Source organism: Paraburkholderia sp. SECH4 (assembly GCF_030511745.1).
GTDB lineage: Bacteria > Pseudomonadota > Gammaproteobacteria > Burkholderiales > Burkholderiaceae > Paraburkholderia > Paraburkholderia madseniana.
Genome location: NZ_JALOCP010000006.1, coordinates 163,371 through 187,642 on the forward strand (window position 1 = coordinate 163,371; position 24,272 = coordinate 187,642).

At 61.2% G+C, this 24,272-nt stretch carries 22 protein-coding genes and 1 pseudogene; 11 read left to right on the forward strand and 12 right to left on the reverse strand.

The genetic code is table 11. From position 1 onward, the window contains the following. Positions 1 to 82: 82 nt before the first annotated feature. The 4 genes and pseudogenes from M0D67_RS11480 (at position 83) to M0D67_RS11495 (ending at position 5,670) form a co-directional block, all read left to right on the forward strand. A complete protein-coding gene (locus M0D67_RS11480; protein WP_171925315.1) occupies positions 83 to 1,054 on the forward strand; it encodes a transporter in 972 nt (323 codons plus the stop codon). 78 nt (positions 1,055 to 1,132) lie between these two features. Continuing rightward, the gene (locus tag M0D67_RS11485; RefSeq protein WP_266238855.1) at positions 1,133 to 2,251 is read left to right on the forward strand and encodes a BamA/TamA family outer membrane protein; all 1,119 of its coding nucleotides are present in this window, start codon (positions 1,133 to 1,135) and stop codon (positions 2,249 to 2,251) included. Positions 2,252 to 2,418: 167 nt separating this feature from the next. Beyond that, positions 2,419 to 3,147 carry an acetyltransferase gene (locus M0D67_RS11490; RefSeq protein ID WP_171925317.1) on the forward strand — a complete coding sequence of 243 codons (729 nt, stop codon included), beginning with the start codon at positions 2,419 to 2,421 and terminating at the stop codon, positions 3,145 to 3,147. Between the two features lie 170 nt (positions 3,148 to 3,317). Further along, a pseudogene (locus M0D67_RS11495) lies at positions 3,318 to 5,670 on the forward strand (carbohydrate-binding family V/XII). Positions 5,671 to 5,691: 21 nt separating this feature from the next. On the opposite strand, the gene M0D67_RS11500 reads toward M0D67_RS11495, so the two are convergent. The 6 genes from M0D67_RS11500 to M0D67_RS11525 form a co-directional block, all read right to left on the reverse strand. Next, entirely contained in the window at positions 5,692 to 6,354 is a 663-nt protein-coding gene (locus tag M0D67_RS11500) for an acetyltransferase (RefSeq protein WP_171927655.1), read from the reverse strand. A gap of 32 nt (positions 6,355 to 6,386) precedes the next feature. Beyond that, positions 6,387 to 7,535: a dTDP-4-amino-4,6-dideoxy-D-glucose aminotransferase VioA gene (gene vioA / locus M0D67_RS11505; protein ID WP_171927654.1), complete on the reverse strand. Its 1,149-nt coding sequence runs from the start codon at positions 7,533 to 7,535 to the stop codon at positions 6,387 to 6,389. A gap of 46 nt (positions 7,536 to 7,581) precedes the next feature. Continuing rightward, a complete protein-coding gene (locus M0D67_RS11510; RefSeq protein WP_171927658.1) occupies positions 7,582 to 9,927 on the reverse strand; it encodes a tetratricopeptide repeat protein in 2,346 nt (781 codons plus the stop codon). Positions 9,928 to 10,232: 305 nt separating this feature from the next. Then, on the reverse strand, positions 10,233 to 10,547 hold the full coding sequence (locus M0D67_RS11515) for a flagellar protein FliT (RefSeq protein WP_171927653.1): 315 nt from the start codon (positions 10,545 to 10,547) through the stop codon (positions 10,233 to 10,235). Positions 10,548 to 10,550: 3 nt separating this feature from the next. Further along, positions 10,551 to 12,065, reverse strand: a complete 1,515-nt coding sequence (gene fliD, locus M0D67_RS11520; protein WP_171927652.1) for a flagellar filament capping protein FliD — start codon at positions 12,063 to 12,065, stop codon at positions 10,551 to 10,553. 157 nt (positions 12,066 to 12,222) lie between these two features. Continuing rightward, positions 12,223 to 13,371 (reverse strand): flagellin, encoded by a 1,149-nt coding sequence (locus tag M0D67_RS11525; protein WP_171927651.1) that lies wholly within the window; start codon positions 13,369 to 13,371, stop codon positions 12,223 to 12,225. Between the two features lie 267 nt (positions 13,372 to 13,638). Between M0D67_RS11525 and M0D67_RS11530 the strand changes: the two genes are divergently transcribed. Together M0D67_RS11530 and rpsU are read left to right on the forward strand one after the other, a co-directional pair. Beyond that, on the forward strand, positions 13,639 to 14,580 hold the full coding sequence (locus M0D67_RS11530) for an aldo/keto reductase (RefSeq protein ID WP_266238856.1): 942 nt from the start codon (positions 13,639 to 13,641) through the stop codon (positions 14,578 to 14,580). Between the two features lie 359 nt (positions 14,581 to 14,939). Continuing rightward, positions 14,940 to 15,152, forward strand: a complete 213-nt coding sequence (gene rpsU, locus M0D67_RS11535) for a 30S ribosomal protein S21 (protein ID WP_006050883.1) — start codon at positions 14,940 to 14,942, stop codon at positions 15,150 to 15,152. 130 nt (positions 15,153 to 15,282) lie between these two features. On the opposite strand, the gene M0D67_RS11540 is transcribed toward rpsU, so the two are convergent. Together M0D67_RS11540 and M0D67_RS11545 are read right to left on the reverse strand one after the other, a co-directional pair. Then, positions 15,283 to 15,708 carry a hypothetical protein gene (locus tag M0D67_RS11540; RefSeq protein ID WP_266238857.1) on the reverse strand — a complete coding sequence of 142 codons (426 nt, stop codon included), beginning with the start codon at positions 15,706 to 15,708 and terminating at the stop codon, positions 15,283 to 15,285. A gap of 148 nt (positions 15,709 to 15,856) precedes the next feature. Next, positions 15,857 to 16,453, reverse strand: coding sequence for a DNA-3-methyladenine glycosylase I (locus tag M0D67_RS11545; protein WP_266238858.1), 597 nt, complete (start codon positions 16,451 to 16,453; stop codon positions 15,857 to 15,859). A gap of 140 nt (positions 16,454 to 16,593) precedes the next feature. Here M0D67_RS11545 and M0D67_RS11550 point away from each other — a divergent pair, with 140 nt between their 5' ends. Together M0D67_RS11550 and M0D67_RS11555 are read left to right on the forward strand one after the other, a co-directional pair. Next, positions 16,594 to 17,475: a BadF/BadG/BcrA/BcrD ATPase family protein gene (locus tag M0D67_RS11550; RefSeq protein WP_154559876.1), complete on the forward strand. Its 882-nt coding sequence runs from the start codon at positions 16,594 to 16,596 to the stop codon at positions 17,473 to 17,475. 86 nt (positions 17,476 to 17,561) lie between these two features. After that, the gene (locus M0D67_RS11555; protein WP_171927647.1) at positions 17,562 to 18,383 is read left to right on the forward strand and encodes a Cof-type HAD-IIB family hydrolase; all 822 of its coding nucleotides are present in this window, start codon (positions 17,562 to 17,564) and stop codon (positions 18,381 to 18,383) included. 82 nt (positions 18,384 to 18,465) lie between these two features. Here M0D67_RS11555 and M0D67_RS11560 read toward each other — a convergent pair whose 3' ends face one another. The 3 genes from M0D67_RS11560 to aqpZ form a co-directional block, all read right to left on the reverse strand. Next, a complete protein-coding gene (locus M0D67_RS11560; protein ID WP_171927646.1) occupies positions 18,466 to 18,768 on the reverse strand; it encodes a PXPV repeat protein in 303 nt (100 codons plus the stop codon). 284 nt (positions 18,769 to 19,052) lie between these two features. Next, positions 19,053 to 19,748: a histidine phosphatase family protein gene (locus tag M0D67_RS11565; RefSeq protein ID WP_171927645.1), complete on the reverse strand. Its 696-nt coding sequence runs from the start codon at positions 19,746 to 19,748 to the stop codon at positions 19,053 to 19,055. Between the two features lie 172 nt (positions 19,749 to 19,920). Continuing rightward, the gene (aqpZ, locus tag M0D67_RS11570; protein WP_171927644.1) at positions 19,921 to 20,661 is read right to left on the reverse strand and encodes an aquaporin Z; all 741 of its coding nucleotides are present in this window, start codon (positions 20,659 to 20,661) and stop codon (positions 19,921 to 19,923) included. Between the two features lie 290 nt (positions 20,662 to 20,951). On the opposite strand from aqpZ, the gene M0D67_RS11575 reads away from it, so the two are divergent. After that, positions 20,952 to 21,254: an H-NS family nucleoid-associated regulatory protein gene (locus M0D67_RS11575; RefSeq protein ID WP_054038506.1), complete on the forward strand. Its 303-nt coding sequence runs from the start codon at positions 20,952 to 20,954 to the stop codon at positions 21,252 to 21,254. Positions 21,255 to 21,547: 293 nt separating this feature from the next. Here M0D67_RS11575 and M0D67_RS11580 read toward each other — a convergent pair whose 3' ends face one another. Continuing rightward, positions 21,548 to 22,612 (reverse strand): glycosyltransferase family 4 protein, encoded by a 1,065-nt coding sequence (locus tag M0D67_RS11580; RefSeq protein ID WP_154559871.1) that lies wholly within the window; start codon positions 22,610 to 22,612, stop codon positions 21,548 to 21,550. Between the two features lie 704 nt (positions 22,613 to 23,316). Between M0D67_RS11580 and flhD the strand changes: the two genes are divergently transcribed. After that, positions 23,317 to 23,637 carry a flagellar transcriptional regulator FlhD gene (flhD, locus tag M0D67_RS11585; RefSeq protein WP_006050893.1) on the forward strand — a complete coding sequence of 107 codons (321 nt, stop codon included), beginning with the start codon at positions 23,317 to 23,319 and terminating at the stop codon, positions 23,635 to 23,637. Between the two features lie 51 nt (positions 23,638 to 23,688). Next, positions 23,689 to 24,249 carry a flagellar transcriptional regulator FlhC gene (gene flhC, locus M0D67_RS11590; protein ID WP_266238859.1) on the forward strand — a complete coding sequence of 187 codons (561 nt, stop codon included), beginning with the start codon at positions 23,689 to 23,691 and terminating at the stop codon, positions 24,247 to 24,249. The last annotated feature ends 23 nt before the right edge of the window (positions 24,250 to 24,272 follow it).

Consider the following 24,272-nt stretch of genomic DNA (forward strand, 5'->3'; position numbering starts at 1 on the left):
CGCGTGCGGCTTGCCGCCGCGGTGTGTCAAAACCTTGTTTCGCAAAGTGGAAGTGCGGAAAGTTAATTTCATGAGGATGACTATGAGTCGCACAAACCGTTTGTCCGCAAGCCGGTCACTCGCCAGGTTGTGCACGGGTGCGCTTCTTACCACCGCCGGCGTGGGTCTTTCGCAACAAGCGTGGGCTACTGAAGGTGGCGTCGGCAGACCGATCACCGGCATGCAGGTCACGCCGTACGCAGGCGTGGTGCCGCCCACCAGCGACTGGATCGTGTCGGCCAACACGATTTACTACGAAGGCTCGCTCGGTGCGAGCAAGACGATCCCGATTGCCGGTACTGTCACCGCCGGGCTCGACTATTCGATCGTGTACACGCTCGTGAATGCGATCAAGACCTGGGGCATTACGGCGGGCGGCTGGAACTTCGCTTCTTCGTTCGGCGTACCGATCCAGTACACCGACGTGTCGTCGTTTCATGGCCGCTTGCCGAACGATCATGGCACCCAGTTCGCCGACCTCTTCTTCACGCCGGTGGTGGCCGGCTATCACCTGACCAGAACCGACCACATCGCGTTGAGCCTACAGATCTATGCGCCGACCGGCGCGTACACCTCGAGCCGCCTCGCCAATGCCGGGCAGAACACGTGGACCTTCACGCCGACGGTCTCGTACACGAAGCTGTTCCCGAAAGAAGAGATCGAGTTGTCGTTGAACTATGGCGTCGAGTTCTATACGCCGAACGGCGACACCCACTATCACAACGCACCGGTCAGCGTGCTCGACCTGCTCGCGCTCAAGCGCTTTGGCGGCGGCTGGGGTGTGGGCGTGGTGGGCGGCTATATCCAGCAGATCGGTCATGATAGCGGCGGCCTGGCCGATGCCACCGGCGGCAATCAGGGGCATTCGGTGGGTATCGGGCCGATGGTCACGTGGTCTGGCAAGGTCCAAAAAACGCCGGTGTCGGCGTCGCTGCGTTGGGTCAACGAGTTCAACGTCAGCAACCGGCCTAAGGGGAATGCGGTCGAACTGTCGATTAGTGCCACCTTCCAGTAACGGAGCATGCATCTGGTGATCCGTCGCTCCTCGTGTGTGCCGTTTCCCGTCGACGCCGCTCCACCGAGCGAGTCCGAGGTGCCCCGCAGACGATCGCTGCGCGCCTCGGCGGTGGTCGCGGCGTTGCTGCTCGTGTCGGTCCACGGCCGCGCGGCGTCGAAATTCACCGATCCCGAAGACGGTGCTTTCGACTTGAGCAATCTTCTGCTGACGCATAGGGGCGTCTTGCCTGTGCCGACGCTGATCACCGAGCCGGCGGTCGGCTACGGCCTGGGCCTCGGCCTGCTCTATTTCTCGCTGCCGACGAAAAGCGCCGATGCGCCCGACGACGCCAAAGTGCCGCCGAACATCACCGGCCTCGGCGGCTTCGTGACCGGCACGCATAGCTGGGGCGCGGGGCTGATGCACTTCCACACCTGGGACGACGACCACATCCGCTATCTCGGCGTAATTGGCAAGGTGGGGCTGCATCTGAATTACTACGGCATCCAGAACCAGCCGCGCGCCTATCAGCTCGACGGTATCGCGCTCGTGCAGCAGTTCCTGTTCAGGCTCGGCAATAGTCACTGGTATGTCGGCCCGCGCTATACCTTCTTCGACGCGAGCACGCGTTTCGACGCGAGCGTTCCGGCGGGGATTCGCGAGTTCGAGAGAGATCAGCGCGTCGCCAAGGGCGGCGTGGTGGTCGACTACGACACGCGCGACAACATGTTCTATCCGTCGAGCGGCACCTATGCGGAGCTGGAAGCCAACCTCGCGCGTGGCGGCCTCGGCAGTTCCACCAACTTTCAGGAGCAGACGGCACGCGGCTACCAGTGGATTCCGCTGTCGAAGAGCTGGGTGCTCGGCCTGCGTGCCGACACCGGCTTCTCGCAAGGAAACATTCCGTTTTTCGCGCAGCCGTATGTGTCGCTGCGCGGCGTGTCCGATGCGAAGTTCCAGGACAACAACCAGCTTACCGCGGAAGCCGAAATTCGCTGGAACGTCACGCCGCGCTGGTCGGTGCTCGGCTTCGGCGGCGTTGGTAAAGCCTACGGCCATCTGCATTCATTTTCGGATGCACCCACCGCGTTCGGCTTCGGCACAGGGTTTCGCTATCTGATTGCTCGCAAGCTCGGCGTGACGATGGGGATCGACGTCGCGCACGGGCCCGGGCAGAACGCGTTTTATGTGCAGGTGGGCAGCGCATGGCGGTGACTCGTGAAACGTGGTTACGCATCGAACTGGTCGTGAAATGCGGCCCTAATCGGCGAAGTGCGCCGCAGTGCTCGCCGATATGCTGTTCATGACCATCGTCGCCATTCGCGACCTCAATGTTGAGGCGTGGCCGGCGACGCGATGCGAACCACCTTTTGCGGACCATCATGAACGTAACCACCTCAGACGACTTTATCGGAGTTCAACCCCAACACCCCTTTTCGAAGGCCTTTATCGTGCTCGGGTATCGGGATGGATCGATCTCGACGATCCCGAACAACTTCTTTCGTGACTGGCTGGATGAAGAAGCGAAGGTTGGGACCTTCTCGATTGGCAAGTGTTCGGGAATCGGTGTCGGCTCGATCGCCAAATATGATGCCGGGTTGCAAAAGCTTGTAGTCGGAAAGTTCGTCGCGGGTGGCTTGAGACTGAAGTTCCTGCTGAATGGGCAACACGACATGCGGACGATTTCAACGTCGATGCTTAGCGTTTACGGCAGTGGGCTAAACAACGTCCCACCGCCTCAGTACGGCGACACGGTTATTCGCAACGACGTATGGATCGGCGACGAAGCGATGTTTCTTGGCGGTTCCACGATTGAAAACGGCTGCGTTATCGGTGCAAGAACCGTGGTGCCGCCCAATTTCAAAAGTGAACCCTATGGCATCTACGTGGGTAGCCCCGCACGCCTTGTTCGATTCCGTTTCTCCGAGCGCATCCGCGAGAAACTTCTTGAACTTGAATGGTGGGACATGTCGATGCCCTGGCTGCAAAAAAATAATGACCGCTTCCTCGTTGACCTGACGGCAGACGAGGGGCGGTCGATGGAAATCCTGACCGAGTTGTTGCGCGCAAAAAACGAGTCCGGCAAGGCGATGGCCGCGACGAAGACTTGATGCATCAGCACCGGGCAGGATGGCATTGCTTGATATGGAGGTCACGCTGACGGCGAGCAGGAGCGAATTCGCATCCTTGCCGATCAGCGGGCTCGGTTGACTTGCCGACCGGGGCCGCTGCGTCTGATGACCGGTCTATCCCGCCGTCAATGCTCATGGAGCGATGCACAATGAAAACTACGATGAAGCGATCCTTGCTGTTGCTTGCCGGCGTCTGCACGTCGCTTGCGGTGACAGTCGCTACGCCCGGGCAGGCGCTTGCCGCGGCCGCCGTGCAGCCGCTGCCGACGGCCTGGCCGCGCGACTTCGATAGCGCGCAGCAGCGCATCGAGTTGTATCAGCCGCAGGTGGAAGTGTGGCAGGGCAACCGGATCGAAGGGCGCGCGGCTTTTGCGGTCGGTGCGAAGAGCGCCACGCCCAACTACGGCGTCGCGCATTTCACCGCGCGTGCTGAAGTCGACAAGACCAGCTCGACTGTTCAACTGCTCGATATCGTCATCGACCAGGTCGATATGCCGGCCACGCCGGGTGCCGCGGCTGGGGTGAAAACTGCCTTGCAGGCACGCATCCCGAAAGACGGCCTCACCACATCGCTCGAACAGTTGCAGGCCAGTTATGCCAGCACCCACGAAGGCAGTGAACCCGGCCTCGCGGTGCAGAACAACGTACCTCACATCCTCTTTGCTGAACGCCCCACGCTGCTCGTGCTGGTCGACGGCGACGCGAACTGGCGTGCGCTCGGCGACACGCACTATCAACGGCTGATCAACACGCGGGCGATGCTGCTCAAGGACGCGAGCGGCACGCTGCATCTGAATGCTGCGGGCTACTGGTACGAGGCGACATCGCTCGACGGTCCGTGGCATCTGAACGCAGCACCGCCGCATGAGCTGGTCGCCGCGGCGAACAAAGCGCAAGCAAATCTGAAGTCCGACCCGCTGTTGCCGGCCGACGGCAAGAAACCGGCGCAGGCGCCGGACGTTGTCGTCGCCGCGCAGCCGGCCGAGCTGGTGGTGACGACCGGCAAGCCCTCGCTGCAACCGGTGAAGGGCGCGAATTTACTCTCCGTCGCCAACGCCGACCACGCGCTGTTCGTCGAGCCGCGCGACAACCATTACTACTTGCTTCTGTCTGGCCGCTGGTTTGCCGCAGCGGGCCTGAATGGACCCTGGACCTTCGTCGACGGCAAGAGCTTGCCCGCCGATTTCGCGAAGATCGCTGCCGACGACCCGCACGCGAACGCGCTCGTCTCCGTGCCTGGAACGTCGCAGGCCAAAGAAGCGGCGATCGCCGCAACCATCCCGCAGACAGCGACCGTATCGCGCAAGTCCACCACGCTGAAGGTGGTCTATGACGGCACGCCGAAGTTCGTGGGCATTGCCGGCACGTCGCTTTCGTATGCGGTGAACACGGCGACGCCGGTGATCCAGACGGCGCCTACGCAATTCTTCGCGGTCGCCAACGGGATCTGGTTCACCGCGAGCGCGGCAAGTGGCCCGTGGCATGTCGCCGATACCGTGCCGGCTGCGATCTATACGATTCCGGCGGCTTCGCCCGTGCATTACGTGACCTACGTCCACGTCTATTCGGCGACCCCGGATACGGTGGTGGTCGGCTATACGCCGGGCTATATGGGTGTCGTTGTCAACGCAGACGGTACCGTCGTGTACGGCACCGGCTATGTGTACGCGCCGTACGTCGGCGAGGTCTACTACGGCTATCCGGCCACCTATGGCTACGGCGCGGGCTTCGCGCTCGGCACGACGATGGGCTTTGCCTTCGGCTTTGCGATCGGCGCCACGTGGGGCGCACCGTCGCCATACTGGGGACCGTATTGGGGCGGCAGCTGGCAATACGCGAACGTCAACCAGGCGAATATTTACGGCCGCTGGGGAGGGCAGGCCACCGTGACCCACGCGAGCGGCTGGAACGGCTGGACCGGCAACAGTTGGGCGGGAACGTCCGTGTCCGGTTTCAATCCGTACACTGGCGCTCATTACCAGGGGAGTCGTGGCGCCGTCGAGAACGCGTACAACGGCAACTACGCGGCCGGACGGCAAGGCTCGTTCAGCGATCCGTCGACGGGACGCAGCGGTGCGGGACGTAGCGGCGTAGTGGGCAACCAGGGCACCGGCGATTACGCGGCGGGCGGGCAACGCGCCGGCTACAACGCGCAGACCGGCCGCTACGGCGTGGCCGAAGCGGGCGTAACCGGCAACACGAATTCAGGCGATCATCAGGCGGCCTCGCGCGGCGTGGTGGGCAACAAGAACACCGGTAATGCGGTCGCGTGGAACAACGGCAATGTGTATGCGGGTAGTAGGCAACGTCTACAAGCATGACCAGGGCGGCGGCTGGGAGCAGCACAGCGCCAACGGCTGGCAGCCGGTTCAGCCGAGCGCCAGCCAGACCCAGCAGCTCGACTCGTTAAAGCAGGGGCATGATCTGGGGAATGCCAGGGCGAGCGGGCAGTTTCAGGGGCGTGCGGCTGGCGGGGGCGGTGGGGGGCGGTTCAGGAAGTGAAGCGGGGGCGGCAGATTCTGACTAAAGATATTTGTCGCCCTGTTGGCGATCCCGGACCTTCTTCGCGGGGTTTCCGTACGTCACCGAAAAAGCATCGACCGCTTTCAGAACGATTGATCCGGCGCCGACCACGCTGTGTTCGCCAATCGTGATTCCATGGCGCAACACGGCGCCGATGCTCACGGCGGCGTGGCTGCCGACGCGGCAATTGCCGCCGGTGGTCACGCCGGGCGCCAGGCTCGAAAAATCTTCCATGACGCAATCGTGGTCGAGCGATGCCTTCGTGTTCACAACGCAGAACCGACCCACGCGGCAGTCGGCATTGATAACGGCGCCCGCCATGACGACCGTGCCGGCGCCGATGCGTGTCCCCTTGCCGACGCTGGCCGCCGGGTGGACTGCGCTGACAAATGGCAAGTGCGGACAGGCGTCGGCCACTTTGGCCGCCACGTTCGCGCGAACGTTGTTATCCCCGATCGCTATGATCACGCCCTTCAGATCGTGCTCGGCGGTCAATCTCGCCAGATCGGATTCACCGCCAAGAACCGGATAGCCGAGGGTTTCTTCGCCAACCGCCCGAAAGGCGTCGATGAGGCCGGCGATCCGGTAGGACCCCTGCTTTTCAACGATGTCGATAACGACTTTGGCGTGGCCGGAAGACCCGACCAGCACGATGTTTTGCATAGCATGCATCCCGCTTTTAAGACCGGCTCAATTCATTGAATGCCGGCGACGATGCTGACAATGCGCTCAACCTGTACCGGGTTCAGATCGGGATAGATCGGCAGACACAAGATCCGTTTCGACGCCGCGCTGGCGGCGCTCAGATTGTCCTTATGCGACGACGGCAGGCCTCGATACATCGGGAATTCAGAAATCAGCGGGTAGAAGTAGCGACGCGCATAGATATCGTGTTGCTTCAGGTGGTCATAAAGCGCATCACGGCTGATCGGAAAGTTATCTTCGACCTGAACGGGAAAGTACGCGTAGTTCGCGACTTTTTCGCCCGCGTCCGACAGGCAGCGAATGCCGGGCACGTCAGCCAGCAGCTCGCGATACTGCGCGTCGACCATCTTGCGTTTTGCCAATGCGTTATCTATGTGCTGCAGTTGCAGAAGCCCAAATGCAGCATTGATTTCGCTCATCTTGCCGTTGATGCCGGCGGCCACAACGGTCACCTCATCGACGAAACCGAAGTTCTTCAGATGGTCGATACGCTGCTTCGTCTTCGCATCCGGGCAGATGATCGCGCCGCCTTCGAACGTATTGAAGACTTTGGTGGCGTGGAAACTGACGATCGACAGATCGCCATGCTTGAGCACGCTGCCCTCTTCGGTCTGCACGCCGAACGCGTGCGCGGCGTCGTAGATGACCTTGAGGTTGTAGTTATCGGCGATCTTCTGGATGGCTTTCACATCGCAGGGATGGCCGTAGCAATGCACCGGCATGATCGCGGTGGTTTGCGGCGTGATGGCCGCTTCGATCTTCTCCGGATCGAGATTGAGCGTGTCCGGGTCGACGTCCACGAAAACCGGCTTGATGCCGTTCCACAGGAGCGAATGCGCGGTCGCTGCGAACGAGTAGGGCGTCGTAATCACTTCGCCATTGATGCGCAACGCCTGCAGTGCTGTGACGAGGGCTAGCGTGCCGTTCGCGAACAGCGCGAGGTGCTCCACGCCCAGATACTCGCAGAGCGCTTTTTCGAGTTGCTGGTGGAACGGTCCCCCGTTCGTGAGGATCTTGCTGTTCCAGATCTTTTCGAGGTACGGCATGAACTCGGCCAGCGGCGGCAGATGCGGCTGGGTCACATAGATGCGTTCGTCGTCCAGCGACGCGATCGCACGAAGAGGAGCGCTTGAGCCCATGGTTTCCTCGCTACTGTTTTTTAGTCCGGGTCACGGATGGCGGCCGTTATGCGGTGTGAACCGGGTCGCCGCTTGCTGCTTGCGGGTCGTGCGCGCTGAAGGCGGCCGGTGCGAGATCGTTGCACCAGCGCTGCCACATCGTGCGGAATGCGCGTGAAAGGCTTTTTGCGACAACTTCCGGCTGGAACGGGGGCGACTGCATGCAGCGATCCCGCAACGCCGTGCGAATGCTGGCGAGTGCAGGGATGTCGGAGGCCAGCTTGACACCCTTTGCCACGAAGTCGTCTGCGTCTTCGGCCGCGAACGCGTCGAGACCTGAATGAGCGAGCCATGCCGTCGCTGCCCGGCTCGCCATGGTCTTGCCGACTATCGTCAGCGTGGGCACGCCCATCCACAACGAGTTCAGAACGGTCGTCGAACCGGTATAGGGAAAGGTGTCGAGACAGATGTCGACCTGGAAGTGCTGTTGCAGGTAGACCTCTACTCGCGAACGCGTACGGAAAGTCAGGCGTTCCCGTGAAATCCCTTCGTTGACGAACCAGCTGATGAGATTTTCATCGCCTTCATCGCCGGTCATCGAACCCAGCACCATTCGGGCAGTGGGCAACTCGCGAAGCAACCTCGCCCACACGGCGATTACGTCGGGGCGCAACTTGTTCTGCCGGTTGAAACTGCCGAACGTGATGTAGCCGTTATGCATGGCCGGCAGGATGTTGACAGGCGGCGCATTCTTGTCCGGCTGAAACGGCCCGATGGAGGCGAGATGCACGAGCTTCTCGGAGAACTGCTGCTCGATGTCGCCGAACGGCGTAAAGAAACGGTCGCTCAGATAGTAGTCCATCGCGTCGAGACCGGTCGTCGCGGGGTAGCCGATCCAGCTGACCTGAATTGGCGCGGGCTTGCGCGCAAACGCCTGCAGCCGGTTACGGCCGGTATGCCCGCTCAGGTCGATCAGGATATCGATCTTGTCGGCCCGAACCTTGGCGGTGAATTGCTCGTCCGTCATGCCGGAAATCATGTTCCATTCGTGCATCTGGCTGCGCATCCACTGCGTGTAATCGTCCTCAAGCACATGGTTGGAATAGACATGGAGCTGCAGGCTCTCGTCTTTCGCGAGCGGCTCGATGATCGGCATCAAATAGGATGCGACCGCATGCCGGAACAAGTCGCCGGATACGATTCCAACCTTTAACTGGCGATGGGGCGCGCGGCTATTCGTGTGACGCTGCTTCGGCAAGCGCAGCGATGCTTCATGAATCCGGGCAAATTCGCGATGTTCAGCGTAGATTTGCTCCGCGGCGATGTTAGGGTTGTGCGCGATGGTGAAGAGCAAATTGCTGCGCGTCGGTGCAATTTTGGGATCGAGCTCAAGCGCGCGGCGAAAGCATAGTTCGGCCTCGTCCGTAGCGCCGGCGTTAAGCAACACGACGCCCAGCGTGCTATGCGACTCCGAGTAATCGGGCGCGAGTTCGGTTGCGCGACGGCACTCAGCGATCCCTTCGCGGGTGCGGCCCAAGCCGGCGAGCACCATGCCAAGGATACGATGACCTTCTGAATGGTCCGGATGCAGTTCGAGCAGTTTTCTGCACTCGGCTTCTGCATCGGCATAGTGACCAAGCAAGCGCAGCAAGTCGGCCAGCGCCTTCCGAACTTCGGAATCGTCGCTACCAAACTTGATGGCGTTTCTCAGGGGTTCGGCGGAATCGCTGTATAGGGCGGCTTTATGAAGCGCGATACCGAGGCAACGCCAAGCGAGACCGTTCGTTGGAAATCGTTCCGTCAGGCTTCGTCCGAGCTTGACGGCGTCCGGAACGTGGCCCTTGGCGAAGAGCGTGTTGAAGCGGTGTATTTCCTGTGGGGTGGGGCGGCGCGTATCGAGTGCTGCCGTTGTGGCATCCGAGGTGTCCCGATCTGTCGAAATGACCACCGTCGTAGTGAGTTCCGGCGAGGCAACGACCGGCGTGACCGCAGCGGTGGCGTACACGGCAGTGCCGTGCGCCATGCGCGTAATCAGTCCGTCGACTGCTGGCCCCTTCAATCCCCTTTGCTGCCCCATTTCCAGCGCCAGCCAGGCCGCCTGGGTTTGGTCCGCATCGATCAACGCGTTGATGTACGCAACCCAGAATTGTCCATTGTTCGGCGCGCCGCCGAGCGCGGCTTCCAGGTGTGGCAGGGCCTCGACAGGACGACTGCGCTGCACGTACAGCACGCCGAGGTTGTACTGCACGTCGGCGTGGCTGGGCGTGGCTTCGAGGATCGCCTTATACAGCGCTTCGGCGTCGTCGAACTCTTCCTTGTGGTGATGCGCCAGCGCGGTTTGCAAAACCAGGGCGATGTCATGCTCGAACTGCTGTTCGGGCGTCAAGGGTTCAGCGGTCGGCTGCTCGTGCAGGAGAGTCATGGTGTCAGCGCAGAATGGTCTATGACGGAAATTGTGCGACGGGGAGGGCGTTTCCGATGCGCGGAGATGACGGTGAAAAAGCCGCCTGTTTAGCGCATGGAGAGGGGGGCGTGAGGACGAAAGCCAGAAAAAAGCCCGCACGAGGCGGGCTGAGGGAACGAGCGCGCCCTCACTTCAGCGCGTAGTTCTTATTGTCTGGTACTGCAGTTCAGTGCTGCTGCGCCTTTTCGGCGGGTCGATCCCGCGGTTCGGCCTGTTCGGTTCGGCAAGGAGCGGTCGCCGGACCTTTCGCCCGCTTACAGCCGGGCCACCCGCTGATATTCGCCGGCGGCCTTGGTACGGCCGATCGCCGCTTCGAACTCAATGTGCAGTTCGTTCTTGGTGGTTTCCGCATCGGCGAGCAGCGATTCGTCGATCGCCTGGATCCGGCGGATCATTTCCAGCGCAACGGGTTCCTGATCCGCCGACAGCGACATCAGCAGCGGCGAACGCGCTTCGGTCAAACGGGCCGCTTCCGGCCAGTCGGCGAGCGAAGCCGCCTGTTCGATTTCCCGTGTAATCGAAAGCAGACGTTCGACCAACTCCGACTGGTTCATTTGGATCGGATCCATGGCTTAGCCCTTGTTGGTCGCCAGTGCGCCGGCACTGTTGGTGCCGCCGAACAGGGCGGTCAGGTACTGCGAATTGTTGTTCATCGTCGCCATCAGCGTGTTCAGGGCGGTGAACTGCGCCTGATACTGACTCGTCAATTGCGCTGTGTAGTCGGCGAGCGCCGTTTGCTGCGTGGTGATGCTCTTCAGGTCGGCGTTCAGCGCGGTATTGCGCGTATCGATGATGCCGCCGGTCTGCGTGAAAGTGGTGATGCTGCTGTTCAACTGCTCGGCGATGCCGTTGGTCGAGTTGAAGAGCGAGGCGACCGTTGCCGGGTTGGCCGTCAGTGCGGTGCTCAGTGCGGTGTTGTCGACCACCATCGTGCCGTCCGCCGGGTTGTCTTTCAACGTGATGCCGATCGATGCCAGCGTGGTGCCGGTGCTGCCCGAGCCCACCGAGCCGCCCACGATCGAGGCCAGCGTGTTCTTGATCGTCTGCAGCGTCGAGTCGCCCAGCAGTGGGCCTTGTGACGACGATCCGGAGCTGAACGACGTGAGCGTGGACATCGTCGTGACGACGGTGTTGTAGAGGCTGACGAAGTTGTTGATCGCGGTGCTCTGCGACGTGGTGTCCGTCGCAATGGTCAGCGTCTGCGTGGTGCCCGCGGATGCCGCTGTCAGGTTCATCGTGACGCCGGAAATGGCGGTCGTCACGGAGTTGGTTGAGCTGCTGGCCGCGATCCCGCCGACCTTGAATTCAGCGTCCTGAGCAAACCCGCTTTGCGTCCAGGCACTGCTCGAATTCGCCGACGTGATCGACGATTGGCCACCCGTGGTGCTGGCGGTCGAGGTCACGCCGAGGCTCGACAGGCCGGTGTCGGACGTGACATTGCTGGTCGAGACGTTGATGACGTTGGCGGCGCCCGTGTTCGCCCCGCGCAGCACGAGGTGAGCGCCGTCCGTGCCGGTCACGATGGTCGCCGTGACGCCGGGGTTGCTGCTGCTGGCATTGATTGCGGAAGCGATGCCGGAGAGCGTGTTGTTAGTGCTGTCGACGTTGATGTTCATCGACTTGCCGCCAAGCGAAACCGTCAGCGTGCCGGTGCCGAGTTGCGTGGTGGCGCCGAAGGCCGCCGAGGACAAAGCCTGCGAACTGGCGATCTGCGTCACCGCGACCGAGTAGCTGCCGGCCACGGCGCCCGCACCGGCTGTCGCCGTCAGACCGGTGCCGCTGGCGGTTGCCGAGAAAGTCGACAGCGTGGTGCCGTTGGCGAGGTTCGTGATGCCCGACTGCAACGCGCTCAGCGCGGAGCTCAGGGCACCGTATGCGGACAACGTGGTGTTATCCGAGGTTTGTCGTGCCGACAGAGCCGCGGTTTGTCCTGCGGTCTTCGCGTTCACGAGTGCCGTAACGAGCGTCGACACGTCCATCGACGAGTTGCCGGTCGAGCCGCTGATGATCGATTGAGCGGCCGACTGCAGCGCCGCGTTGGCAGCGGCGGTTGACGCAGCAGTAGACGTTGTTGAGATCGAGGACATGCAGAGGCTCCGGGCGTCTGGAAATCTGTATTGGGTGGTGCGCGATGCTACATCACTTGGTGATGGGAATGCACAGCGGGAGGCGAGCCTCCCGTTGTTTGGAACCCGGAGATGCGCCGCATTGACGCGCGGCGCATCACCGTTACTGCGTCAGCTCTTAACCCAGGAGCTTCAGAACTTGCTGCGGGTTCGAGTTAGCTTGCGCCAACACCGAGATACCAGCTTGTTGCAGCACTTGCGCCTTGCTCAGGTTCGCCGTTTCTTGTGCGAAGTTGGCGTCCGTGATTTGCGATTGTGCCGACGACAGGTCGGTCGACTCAGCTTGCTGCGACGTCGAGATTGCGGTGAAGCGGTTTTGCGCGGCACCCAGCGATGCTTGCAGGTTGTTGACGGTCTGCAGTGCATTGTCGATCGAGACCATTGCTTGGTTCGCGCCAGTGACATTGCTGATGTCCAGGTTCGAAACCGTCGGCGGGCTGTTGATCGCGTTGATCTGTGCGACTGCCGAAACCTGAGCAGCGGAACCTGCACCTGCCGTCGTCGTTGCACCAGCCTGGAGTGCCAGAGCCGTACCTTGCGTGCCCGTACCTGCCGTTGCGCCTGCGCCGAAAACTGCGGCTGCGACCGTCGCTGCAATACCCTGGTTGTTTTGATCGGTGAAGGTGTAACCGCCCTTGCCGTCCGACAGCACGTTGATTGCTGTGATTGCCGGGCTGGCAGCCGTCGTGTAAGCACCCGCCGAGTCCACGCTGAGCGAGACCGTGCCGACGGTTTGACCCGTTTGCACCAGGCCGCCACCGATCTTCGCTGCCGACATCGATTGGCTCAGGTTCAGGCTGATGGTCTGGCCAACGTTCGCGCCGACCTGGAACGTCAGGCTGCCTGCCGAGCCGTCCAGAATGTTCGTGCCGTTGTACGTCGTTTGCGACGCGATACGGTTCACTTCAGAGATCTGCGCCGACACTTCCTTCTGCAGTGCTGCCTGGTCGCTCGACGACAGCGAACCGGTCGATGCTTGCACGGCCAGCTGACGGATACGTTGCAGGCTGGAGGTCAGCGACGACAGTGCGCTCGATGCGGTTTGAACCATCGACACGCCGTCATTCGCATTCGACACGCCCTGGTTCAGGCCGTTGATCTGCGTTTGCATACGCGTCGAGATCGCCAGACCTGCTGCGTCGTCAGCCGCGCTGTTGATGCGCTTGCCCGACGACAGACGGGTGATGGCTTGCGAAAGGGCGCTTTGCGAGCCATTAAGGTTTTGCTGTGCAACCAGCGAGTTGATGTTGCTATTGATTCCGAGCATGAAAATCTCCTAAATAAGCCTTGAGCCCAATACGCCACGTTGGCATCGGCGGAAGCACTCGTTCATTGCTGGCCGCCTCAGTGAAGGTTGACGGCGCGTCTAAAAAAAACTTGAGGAACTTTGTGCAATAACGATCCAATTGTTTTTCGGGCCGGTTGGGCTGCGACCCGTCTGTAAGCCGCTTGCAGCCTTGTTCGGGACATCCGCTGCAGGTATTGAAAAGACGGCGTATTCTCCTTTTCTCTTGTGACAAACCCTGGAGAAATCATGCAAAAGCGCCGGATTGGACGTTCCGAATTAGAGGTCGCGCCGCTTATGTTCGGTGGCAATGTATTTGGCTGGACGGCCGATGAAGCGACCTCGTTTTCGATCCTGGATGCATTTGTCGATGCGGGGCTCAACTTTATCGATACCGCCGATGTCTATTCCGCGTGGGTGCCGGGTAACCAGGGTGGCGAATCGGAAACCATCATCGGCAAGTGGTTCAGGCAGAGCGGCAAGCGCGACAGAATCGTGCTTGCCACCAAGGTTTCGAAGCACCCGCAGCGCACGGGCTTGTCGGCGGCGAACATTCAGGCGGCCGTGGAGGATTCGCTGCGGCGCTTGCAGACCGACTACATCGATATCTATTTTTCTCACGACGACGACACCGAAACGCCCCTGGCCGAAACCCTCGGCGCGTATCAGAAGCTGATCGAGGCGGGCAAGGTGCGGGTGATCGGCGCGTCGAACTACAGCGGCGCGCGCGTCGAGGAAGCGCTCGCCGTGTCCCGCCAGCACGGGCTGCCCGAGTACCAGTTGTTGCAGCCGGAGTACAACCTGTACGACCGCGCGGAGTATGAGCGTGACATTGAGCCGGTGGCGCTCGCCAATCAGCTCGGCGTGGTGGTGTACTGGAGCCTTGCAAGCGGCTTTCTGTCCGGCAAGTACCGTTCGCAGGCCGATCTGGCCAACAAGGCGCGTGCCAGCCGGGTCGAGAAGTATCTGAACGAGCGCGGTTTGCGGATTCTGGACGCGCTCGACCGGGTCGCCGGGCGGCACGGCAGCACGCCGGCCACGGTCGCGCTGGCATGGCTGATCGCCCGCCCGAGTGTAACGGCCCCAATTGCCAGTGCGACCTCGGTCGACCAGCTCAAAAGCCTGGCCGCCGCCGTCCATCTGATGCTGACCGGTGCCGATATCCGTGAACTGGACGAGGCGAGCGCCTGACCCGCGCAGGAGACCTGGCGCGATCGCTAAACCCCTGGTAGGATGGGGAGTTTCCTGATATCATCGGGAGTGAATTGAGATCTTTGCCTGTTTCGTCAATGTTTTTCATTGATGAAAGGTTGGCGAAACGGCAGCAGACGCGGCATATGCGTTACGTCTGTCCGCGTTCCGCGGTGAACTCCCCACCTCTCTTTTCCGGCCTCCGTGGCCGTTATGCCTCTCGTTTCATTCGTGGTTTGGCCGGGATTTTTCCCGCGTTTGCCTGTTACTGGCCATGAATCGGAACGACCGGAGGGCCGGCGCGTGAGCGGTATCCGCCACGCAATTTACCCCTATCAAGTGATTGAGTTAGGAATTACATGACGACGATTCTTCTGAAAGAAAACGAGCCGTTCGAAGTGGCGATTCGCCGCTTTCGTCGCGCAATCGAAAAGAATGGCCTGATCGCAGAACTGCGTGAGCGTCAATCGTACGAAAAGCCGACTACGGCACGTAAGCGCAAGAAGGCTGCTGCTGTGAAGCGCCTGCACAAGCGCCTGCGCAGCCAGATGCTGCCGAAAAAGCTGCACTAAGCACGTTTTTTCGCGCTGTATTTAGCGCACTGCACGCCGAACGGCGGTGTGAGCTTCGAAAGAAGCCACATCGCCGTTTTGCTTTTGGGGAGTCGATTTACGTTGGGCTTTGCCGCCGTACCGAGGCTCGTTACGCGGCGCTCTTCAGGCGCTCGGCGGACAGGCCGAATTGCCGGGCAATCGAGCTCAGACGCTCATGCCATTCCCACGTGCCGAACACGTCGTGCACGTTCTGCAGGCAACTCAGCAGAGCGATTGTGGCCGGGTCGTACACATTGAGGCGGGCGCGCAGGAGCGCCTTTTTGAGCGCAGAGATGCCGGCATCCATATAAGCAGGCACCTCGATGGCCGCCTTGCCGATGTAGCGCACCGGAACGCCTTCCATCGCGGTCATATAGTCGTGCGGCTTGATGAAGCTGCCGACCGGGCAGCCACCGCAGTAGCCGCGGTATGCGCCGCCGCCGCGCGGCAGCAAGGCGGCGCGTTTCTGGCCGAGCAGATGGTCCACGGCCTGATCGAAAATCTCCTGATGGGTCAGGAAGCTAAGGGTTTTCATGGTTGGTCTCCCATGCGTTACGCAGCGTTTATTCGTTGTTCGAGCGCATGAACGGCAGTATCGGACACGCGCCAATTAACGAAACCCGGACTAGCACGGCGAAAAGCCTTCAATTCCCGGGTTTGGCTCGTTTGCCCTTTATGCAGCGTCAACCGGCCTTGCGATTGCGTCCCTTCTTGCCGAGCGCCGCGCATCGCGCGCGGCACATGCAGCTTCCCTCGTGGTCGTTCACCATGCCGACCGCCTGCATGAACGCATAGCAGATTGTCGAGCCGACGAACTTGCAGCCGTAGCGCTTCAGCCCCTTGCTGAGCGCGTCCGAAATTTCGGTCGACGCAGGCGCCTGTTTATACGTTGCCCAATCGTTCTGGATGGGCGTCTGATCGACGAACGACCATACGAAGTTGGCGAACGAACCGTGCTCGGCCTGAATCTGCTGCGCGGCGCGCGCGTTGGTAACGGCCGATTCGATCTTGCCGCGATGACGCACGATACTTTCGTCCAGCACCAGCGCATCGACATGTTTGGGCGTAAAGCGCGCGACCTTGTCGATGTCGAAGTCGGCGAACGCGCGGCGATAGCCGGTTCGTTTGTTGAGAATCGTCGACCATGACAAACCTGCCTGGGCGCCTTCCAGTACAAGCAGTTCGAACAAATGCTGATCGTCGCGCGAGGGCACGCCCCACTCGGTGTCGTGGTAGTGTGCGAGCGCTTCGCTCGATACCCAGTTGCATCGCTGTGTCACTTTCGCGCTCCCGCGTTGTCATGTCGTCCGTCAGCATAGCGGAAGCCGTGCGCGCCGCAAGCCGGCCATTCGGCCGATTGCGGGATTGAAACTGACCTGCCACGCTATGCCTTATTCACCACCTGAACTCACTCGATTCGATGAATAAAGACCTCTTTCTGATCGGCATTGACGGCGGCGGCACTGGTACACGAGTCGTACTCGGCGACGCGCAGGGCCGTGAACTGGCGCAGGCGGCGAGCGGGCCCTCGGGGCTGGGCCTCGGCGTGGAGCGCGCGTGGCAGGCCATTGAGGCGGGCTGCGCCGATGCATTTGCACGTGCCGGCGTGCCGCTGGACTGGGCGCGCTGCGTACTCGGTTGCGGGTTGGCAGGGGTCAACAATCGCGACTGGCTGGCCGCGTTTCGCGCGCAGGCGCCGGCGGTTGCCGGGCTCGCGGTGGAAAGCGATGTGTACACCACCTTGCTTGGTGCGCACGGCGGCGCACACGGCGTGGTCGTCGCGCTTGGCACCGGCAGTCAGGCGGCCGTGCTTGACGGCAATGGCGACTGCCGAACTGCCGGCGGCTTCGGTTACCCGTCGGGCGACGAAGCGAGCGGCGCCTGGCTTGGGCTACGAGCCATCGTGTATGCCCAGCAAGCGCTCGACGGCCGTGTGCCCAATGACGATCTGGCGCAGGCGCTGCTCGCCCACACCGGCGCACATGACAGCGACAGCCTCGTGGTCTGGCTGTGCGAAGCTAATCAGACCGCTTATGCGAGGCTCGCGCCGATCGTCATTGCGCATCGCACGCATCCGTTCGCAGCGCATTTGCTCGATGAGGCCGGCGTGGAGGTGGGCAAGATGATTGCCGCGCTCGACCCTTCAGCGAGCCTGCCGGTCGCGCTGTGCGGCGGTCTCGGGGCACCCTTGCGCGAGTACGTGCCGCAGATCTATCAAGCCCGCTTGCGCGAGCCGTTGGCGGACTCGGCACACGGCGGTTTGCAATTGGCGCAGCGCGAAGCGGCTCGCATCGGCGGTTGAGAATCGTCTGGCGCGCCGGGTGTGATCTCGCGGATGCGCGCGCAACGGTAAAATGCGATCTTTGACGCTGCCCGGCTGCTCACACTATGTATAAAGTCATTGCCACGGATCTCGACGGCACGCTGCTCAACGCCGATCACCAGGTGGACCCGTTCACGATCGCCACCGTGCGTAAGCTGGAAAGCGATGGGCTGCACTTCGTGATCGCCACGGGGCGCCACTACTGCGACGTTGCGGGCATTCGTGACCTGCTGGGCATCAAGGCGTACCTGATCACGTCGAACGGCGCGCGCATTCACGCGCCGGACAACACGGTGATCCACGCCGACGACCTGCCGCCGGCCATCGTGCAGCGGCTGGTGCAGCCGGAAATCGCCGGCGCGCACGGTCGTGTGATCGTCAACCTGTTCGCCGACCAGGCGTGGTTGATCGACCGCGATGCGCCGGATCTGCTGAAATTCCATCAGGATTCCGGCTTCACCTACGAGGTCACCGATTTGCCGAAGCACGACGGCGTCGACATTGCCAAGGCGCTCTACATCGGTGAGCCCGCCGATCTCGCGCAAATCTCGGCCAACCTGGCGCGCGAATTCGGCGACGCGCTGTACGTCACCTATTCGCTGCCGGATTGCCTGGAGGTGATGACGTCGAACGTATCGAAGGGGCGTGCTTTGCAGATCGTGCTCGAGCGCCTCGGCGTCGATGCCTCGCAATGCGTGGCGTTCGGCGACAACATGAACGATATCGACCTGCTGGAGACAGCCGGCCATCCGTTCATGATGAACAACGCCAATCCCGATCTCATCACGCGTCTGCCGAACGTGCCGCGCATCGGCAACAACTTCGAAGCGGGCGTCGCGCAGCATCTGCGCAAACTTTTCTCGCTCGACGGCGAACTGATGTCCTGAAAACGGACCGGCCCGCATCCTCTTTCGCGGATGCGGGCCGGTTGTTCGCGTTCCTACGCGACCTTACGAGCCAACGCTACGATCAGCCGTGCCATCCGCCATGGCGATCGCCACGGTCATCGTGACCCCAGTGGCGGTCGTTGTGATCCCAGCCGCGGTTATCCCGGTGGTCGTCGCGATAGTAGCCGCCGCGGTCGTAGCGATGGTCCCAGCCGCCGTTGCCGTAGTACACCGGCTGCGGCGCTGCGTAGACGGGGGCAGGCTGGGCATAAACCGGCACGCCGAGCGACAGTCCGATATTCAGATCCGTATGCGCTTGCGCGACACCGCATGCGCCCGCCGCGAGTCCGGCAGCAACCAGCAAGTGAGTGACGATGCGTTTCATGTTGTTCTCCTGTGAGGCGACGTATGTTTGTCGCACAGGACCAATCTACGCATTCCGGTCGCGGGTTAGTGAGACGAGATGTTACGGACTGCAAGCATCGTCGCAGGGTTTGAAAGGCGGTAGAAGGAACCTTCGAACGCAACGCGCGACACGTGCTTTCCGCCCGAAGCCCCGTCAATAAGGTCTCCAGGCTCCTTAGACCGAGCCGGCGTCCAGTTCCCGCCGCCTATTGCCGCAATTGGACGGCCGCGCTCGTAATCACGGCTTACATCTGTATTACCCAATTAATCAGCGGAGCCAGCGGAAGCACCCGCCGCAGCCGCGGAAGGCGCTCCCGGCAGTGCCGCGCATGGGCAATCCGCAGCGCGGCCGTTCAGTCCCTGACGGTCAAGCTTGAACGTAGCGTGGGCCGTGCCGTTTTGCCAGTTGAGGCGAACGACATAAATACTGTCGAAGTCGTCGCTTTGCCAGTTGGGGACATCGGCGGCATTGCCGCCATGCGTGCTCATCATCTGGCGCAGCAACTTCACGATCAGCTTGTGCTCCCACGCAACGACAATCAGCTTGCTGCGATTGGCGGGATTGACGAGCGCTGTACCGAGCTGGTCGATCTGGGCGAAGCCGTACGGGGTTTGCACCGGCATCTGGAACTGGATGGCGGTTGGCTCGATGGTCGCCAGCGGCCGGACATAGTAATAGGGATGGCCGCTGTCGTCCTTTTGCTGGCCGGGATCGGGCGCGTAGATCGCATCCGGCTTGCCGAACTTGGCGGCGATCACTGCCGGCAGGGCCAGCGACCGGTTGAGCCCCTGACAATCGAGCTGGCCGTAACCCTTGGCGGGCTTCTCGCCGTGGCGCACGAATACGAGCGTTTCGGTATTGCTGTCCGCCGCATGGGCCGCGGGTAACACCAGTACGCCTGCACACAAACCGCCGATGGAGAGTGCGACGCCATGCAGGAATCCGCGGAAACGGGTCATCGGTAGCACCTGTGCGAGCTTGGGAAGTCGCACGATTCTAGCAGCGGGTTATCGGCGGGCCACGGGCCGCGCGCATTGTGCGCAAAACCGAAACGGGCGCTGTAGCGCCCGCTTTGACTGCCTGGAATATGCACATCCGAGCACACCCGGACACACCCGGCGCACTCGCTGATCAGTCGAGCGCCAGTTCCTGCGAATTGCTGCGGCGGCTTTCGGCGACGAACGGGTACAGCACGCCTGCGATCACCGCGCCGATAATCGGTGCGACCCAGAACATCCATAGCTGATCGACCGCTGCGCCGCCGACGAACAGCGCCGGACCGGTGGAGCGCGCCGGGTTGACCGACGTGTTGGTAACCGGAATCGAGATCAGGTGAATCAGCGTCAGGCACAGGCCGATGGCGATCGGCGCGAAACCAGCCGGCGCGCGCTTGTCGGTCGCGCCGAGGATGACGAACAGGAAGAAGCCGGTCATCACCACTTCGCAAATGAATGCGGCCGCGAGCGAGTATTGGCCCGGCGAGCGCTCACCGTAGCCGTTGCTGGCGAAACCGCTGGCAACGAGGTCGAAGCCAGGCTTGCCCGAGGCGATCAACGACAGCACCAACGCACCCAGCACCGCGCCGATCACTTGCGCGACGATGTACGGCAGCAGGTCGCGGGCCGGAAAGCGGCCGGCGACGGTCAGGCCGACGCTCACCGCCGGATTCAGGTGGCAGCCGGAGATGTGGCCGATCGCATACGCCATTGTCAGCACAGTGAGGCCGAATGCGAGCGAGACGCCCACGAAACCGATACCCAGGCCGTGGACCGGGCCGGCGAAGTTAGCGGCGAGGACGGCGCTGCCGCAGCCCCCGAGCACGAGCCAGAAGGTGCCGAACAGCTCGGCAGCAAGGCGCTTTGACAACTGCATGATTTGTAATCCTAAAATGTTTGACGCTTGGAGTGGCATGAGTGCTAAGCGCAGGTGCATGTCATTGAGCGCGCAATTCTAGGGAAAGACAGCCGGATTAGGTGTCAAGAATTGTCAAAGTGGAGTCGCCTTTACCTATTATTACCAGATAAAGATCTCGTTTTACAATTCATCGACGCTTAATAATTATCAGATGATTTCTTCCTAAATCGGTATTATTGTCCATTGCGAATTTTTATAATTGCAGCTAGTCTGCGAGCGAATGAGTTCTAAAAAAGGGGAGAACCGATATGTCTCAATATGCAGACCTTAAGGCACAGATTGCCAAATTGCAGGCACAGGCAGACGAAGCCCGGCGTACTGAAGTCGACAATGTTGTCGCCGACATCCGCCAAAAGATCGCTGAATACGGTCTGACCGCGCAAGACCTCGGCTTTGCGGTGGCCGCCAAGCGTGGGCGCCCGCCGAAGAAGGCGCCGCTGCCGGCCAAGTACCAGGATCCGAAATCGGGCAATACCTGGAGCGGACGCGGCAAACCGCCAAAGTGGATTGTCGGCAAGAATCGCGAGCGCTTTCTGATTGGCGCGGTCTGAATGCCCTGCGGTCCGGGCGAAAGCCAACTGAAGGTTGATCGGTACCGGGTTGTTTATTCGCGTCGAGCTAATCCTGGATGGAAGCGCATCCATGGCTGTATTAAAAAAGCCGCCCTTGAGAGGCGGCTTTTCCGTAGTAGAAGCGGGTTAACTCTAGCTAACCGCTCGCGCAAACGATTCACCAGGCAAATTTACTCATGATTGGCGTGCAAATCGGAAAACGGCGGGAAAACGGCGTAAGCACGACTTAAGCGGCTGAGCGGATAAAAACCTCAGTCGCTTAAGCACGCCGCTCAACCCACCGCTACCCGGCGCAACATTGGGCGGCGCGTCGCTTCGATCAGTGCCGAATAGCCGTCGACGTAATTCTGGGCCATTGTTTTCGAGCTGAAGCGGCGTTCGAACTGCGCGCGAATCTCGGTGCGCGACAGTTCGTCCAGACGCTGCAGCGCGGCGACCGCGCCTTGAACGTCTTCGACAATGTAGCCGGTCACGCCGTGGTCGATCACTTCCGGCACCGAACCGCGGTTGAAGGCGATCACCGGCGTGCCGCACGCCATCGATTCGATCATCACGAGGCCGAACGGCTCCGACCAGTCGATCGGGAACAGCAGCGCCTTGGCGCCCGACAGGAACTCGGGCTTCTGCGCCTCGTTGATCTCACCGACGAACTCCACGTGCGCCATGGAGAGCAGCGGTTCGATTTCCTTCTTGAAGTATTCCTGGTCGACCTTGTCCACCTTGGCGGCGATCTTCAGCGGCAGACCGCTTTGTGCAGCGATCTTGATAGCTGTATCGACGCGCTTCTCCGGACAGATACGGCCGAGGAACGCCAGGTATTCCGGCTTCTTGTGCGCCTGCGGTGTGAGCAGTTGCTCCGGCAGACCATGGTAAATCGTGTTCAGCCAGTTGGCCTGGGGCAGCGGCACGCGCTGCGAATCCGAGATCGACACCACCGGCACATTCGAGAACGCGTCGAACACCGGTTGCAGCTCCGGCAAGTCCAGACGGCCGTGAAGCGTTGTCACGAACGGCGTGTCCATGGTGGTGAAGAGCGGGAACGGCATGTAGTCGAGGTGAAAGTGCAGCACGTCGAACTCATGCGCGACCTTGCGCACCTTCTCCATCATCAGCACATGCGGAGCCAGCGCATCGCGAATCGTCGGGTCGAGGCGCAGCGCACGCGGCCAGCAGGCGTCGAGGTTCGCGGAGGTGACCGAGTCGCCGCTCGCAAACAGCGTGACGTCGTGGCCGAGATCGACCAGGGCCTCGGTCAGATACGAGACGACGCGTTCGGTGCCACCGTAGAGTTTCGGCGGGACAGCTTCATACAACGGCGCAATTTGTGCGATTCGCATGCGTTTCTCCTGTTCAAAACGGCTTCGCACAACGGCGCTCGGGTCGAGCGAGGAGCGAATGCCTGACGGACGGTTGGGCGCGGTAAGCCGCCGCCCGGGGGTGTTCCGAACCTGCATCGGGTAATCCCTTAGCGTCATTATCAGGATCGGCCGCGCTAATTCGAGTTATTTTTCAAACACTTAATGTTGTTACAGCGCGAAACATGATGCGTTACAGGTCGGCAGGAGGCTGGCCCGATGGTCGGCAAGCACGACTGGATGGGCATCCAGACGCTGAAGGAACAGTAGCAAGGGGCGGTCCCGGAGACTGAAGCGCGCCCCTACACCAGGCGCGTTGCGCAGAAGTGAAAACGTCTTATAATTCTTCCTCACCGCTGCAAGGTGCGGATCGTGAGTCACTCAGGACTCACCATTTGGTTCACATTTCCGCTGAAGAATTAGCCAAAACGCATCGCCAGCCCCAAGCTGCGCGCCACTTCGCCTGCTTCAGCCTTCTTTCTAACCCCGCCGTGTAGGAAAAATTCCTACACGAATGACGGATTAATCCGTCAAACAGGCAGGGTGTCTGTCCGATTTTCGTCCGCTCCCCCTTTCGCCACAATGCTCGCAAGACCAGAAACGAGCCGATTCGTGCGGTTTAAGTGCGCGCGTTCGAGCAAACGTTTCCGTAACGGCCTGACCAGCCAGATACACCCGGGGGAATCATGAGCGCGACAAGCGAAATGCTCAATGAGATCAGAGAAGTCAACCTTTCTTATCTCCTGCTCGCCCAGCGTCTGCTGCGCGAAGACAAGCCGATGGGCATGTTTCGCATGGGGATTTCGGACCAGTTGGCCGACGTGCTCGCCAATCTGTCTTTGGCGCAGACCGTGAAGCTGGCGGCGTCCAATCAGGTGTTGTGCCGTTTCCGTTTCGATGACCATGCCGTGCTGTCCGCCCTTGCGGACAAAGGCAAATCCAGCGCCGTGGCCCAGGCGCATTCCGCGATCCTGATGGCAAGCCAGCCAGTCGAGCAACTCGGCTGATGGCAGCTTTTAGTTCAAATAAAGCGATCAGGTCGGGGGAAATGCGAGCGGATGGCATATAAAAGTGTTGTGCAGGAAGTCAGGGAAATTACCCTGGCCATCGAGCTGATCGAACTCGGCGCGCGTTTGCAATTGCTAGAAGCGGAAACCAGCCTGTCGCGCGACCGGCTTATCAAGCTGTATAAGGAGCTGAAAGGGGTGTCGCCGCCCAAGGGCATGTTGCCGTTTTCGACCGACTGGTTCATGACCTGGCAGCCGAACTTTCACTCATCGCTGTTCTACAACATCTACCGTTTCATGGCCGGCCACGGCGGCTGTCTGACGATCCAGTCGATTGTGAAGAGCTACCGGCTCTATCTGGAACATGTCCAGTTGCACGACGACGAGCCCGTGCTCAGTCTCACGCGCGCCTGGACGCTGGTGCGTTTCTTCGACTCCGGAATGCTGCAAATGACCACCCGTTGCCGGTGCGGCGGACATTTTGTCGCGCATGCGCACGATCCGCAGCACGCCTTCGTCTGCGGGTTGTGCCAGCCGCCGTCGCGCGCGGGTAAGACAAAGAAATTTGCCGACGCCCGGGCCCGCGAAAGCCTCGCCGCGCTCCAAATTTGAGCTGCAGGGCGATGCCGGCCCAT

What these genes read in the sequence shown, in the direction of transcription:
- M0D67_RS11515 (WP_171927653.1), bottom strand. Translation starts at nt 10,547, where the DNA reads ATGGATCCGATCCAAATGAACCAGTCGGAGTTGGTCGAACGTCTGCTT.
- M0D67_RS11560 (WP_171927646.1), bottom strand. Translation starts at nt 18,768, where the DNA reads ATGAAACGCATCGTCACTCACTTGCTGGTTGCTGCCGGACTCGCGGCG.
- M0D67_RS11480 (WP_171925315.1), top strand. Translation starts at nt 83, where the DNA reads ATGAGTCGCACAAACCGTTTGTCCGCAAGCCGGTCACTCGCCAGGTTG.
- aqpZ (WP_171927644.1), bottom strand. Translation starts at nt 20,661, where the DNA reads ATGCAGTTGTCAAAGCGCCTTGCTGCCGAGCTGTTCGGCACCTTCTGG.
- fliD (WP_171927652.1), bottom strand. Translation starts at nt 12,065, where the DNA reads ATGTCCTCGATCTCAACAACGTCTACTGCTGCGTCAACCGCCGCTGCC.
- M0D67_RS11555 (WP_171927647.1), top strand. Translation starts at nt 17,562, where the DNA reads ATGTATAAAGTCATTGCCACGGATCTCGACGGCACGCTGCTCAACGCC.
- rpsU (WP_006050883.1), top strand. Translation starts at nt 14,940, where the DNA reads ATGACGACGATTCTTCTGAAAGAAAACGAGCCGTTCGAAGTGGCGATT.
- M0D67_RS11500 (WP_171927655.1), bottom strand. Translation starts at nt 6,354, where the DNA reads ATGCAAAACATCGTGCTGGTCGGGTCTTCCGGCCACGCCAAAGTCGTT.
- M0D67_RS11530 (WP_266238856.1), top strand. Translation starts at nt 13,639, where the DNA reads ATGCAAAAGCGCCGGATTGGACGTTCCGAATTAGAGGTCGCGCCGCTT.
- M0D67_RS11565 (WP_171927645.1), bottom strand. Translation starts at nt 19,748, where the DNA reads ATGACCCGTTTCCGCGGATTCCTGCATGGCGTCGCACTCTCCATCGGC.
- M0D67_RS11580 (WP_154559871.1), bottom strand. Translation starts at nt 22,612, where the DNA reads ATGCGAATCGCACAAATTGCGCCGTTGTATGAAGCTGTCCCGCCGAAA.
- vioA (WP_171927654.1), bottom strand. Translation starts at nt 7,535, where the DNA reads ATGGGCTCAAGCGCTCCTCTTCGTGCGATCGCGTCGCTGGACGACGAA.
- M0D67_RS11490 (WP_171925317.1), top strand. Translation starts at nt 2,419, where the DNA reads ATGAACGTAACCACCTCAGACGACTTTATCGGAGTTCAACCCCAACAC.
- M0D67_RS11525 (WP_171927651.1), bottom strand. Translation starts at nt 13,371, where the DNA reads ATGCTCGGAATCAATAGCAACATCAACTCGCTGGTTGCACAGCAAAAC.
- M0D67_RS11550 (WP_154559876.1), top strand. Translation starts at nt 16,594, where the DNA reads ATGAATAAAGACCTCTTTCTGATCGGCATTGACGGCGGCGGCACTGGT.
- M0D67_RS11575 (WP_054038506.1), top strand. Translation starts at nt 20,952, where the DNA reads ATGTCTCAATATGCAGACCTTAAGGCACAGATTGCCAAATTGCAGGCA.
- flhC (WP_266238859.1), top strand. Translation starts at nt 23,689, where the DNA reads ATGGCATATAAAAGTGTTGTGCAGGAAGTCAGGGAAATTACCCTGGCC.
- flhD (WP_006050893.1), top strand. Translation starts at nt 23,317, where the DNA reads ATGAGCGCGACAAGCGAAATGCTCAATGAGATCAGAGAAGTCAACCTT.
- M0D67_RS11540 (WP_266238857.1), bottom strand. Translation starts at nt 15,708, where the DNA reads ATGAAAACCCTTAGCTTCCTGACCCATCAGGAGATTTTCGATCAGGCC.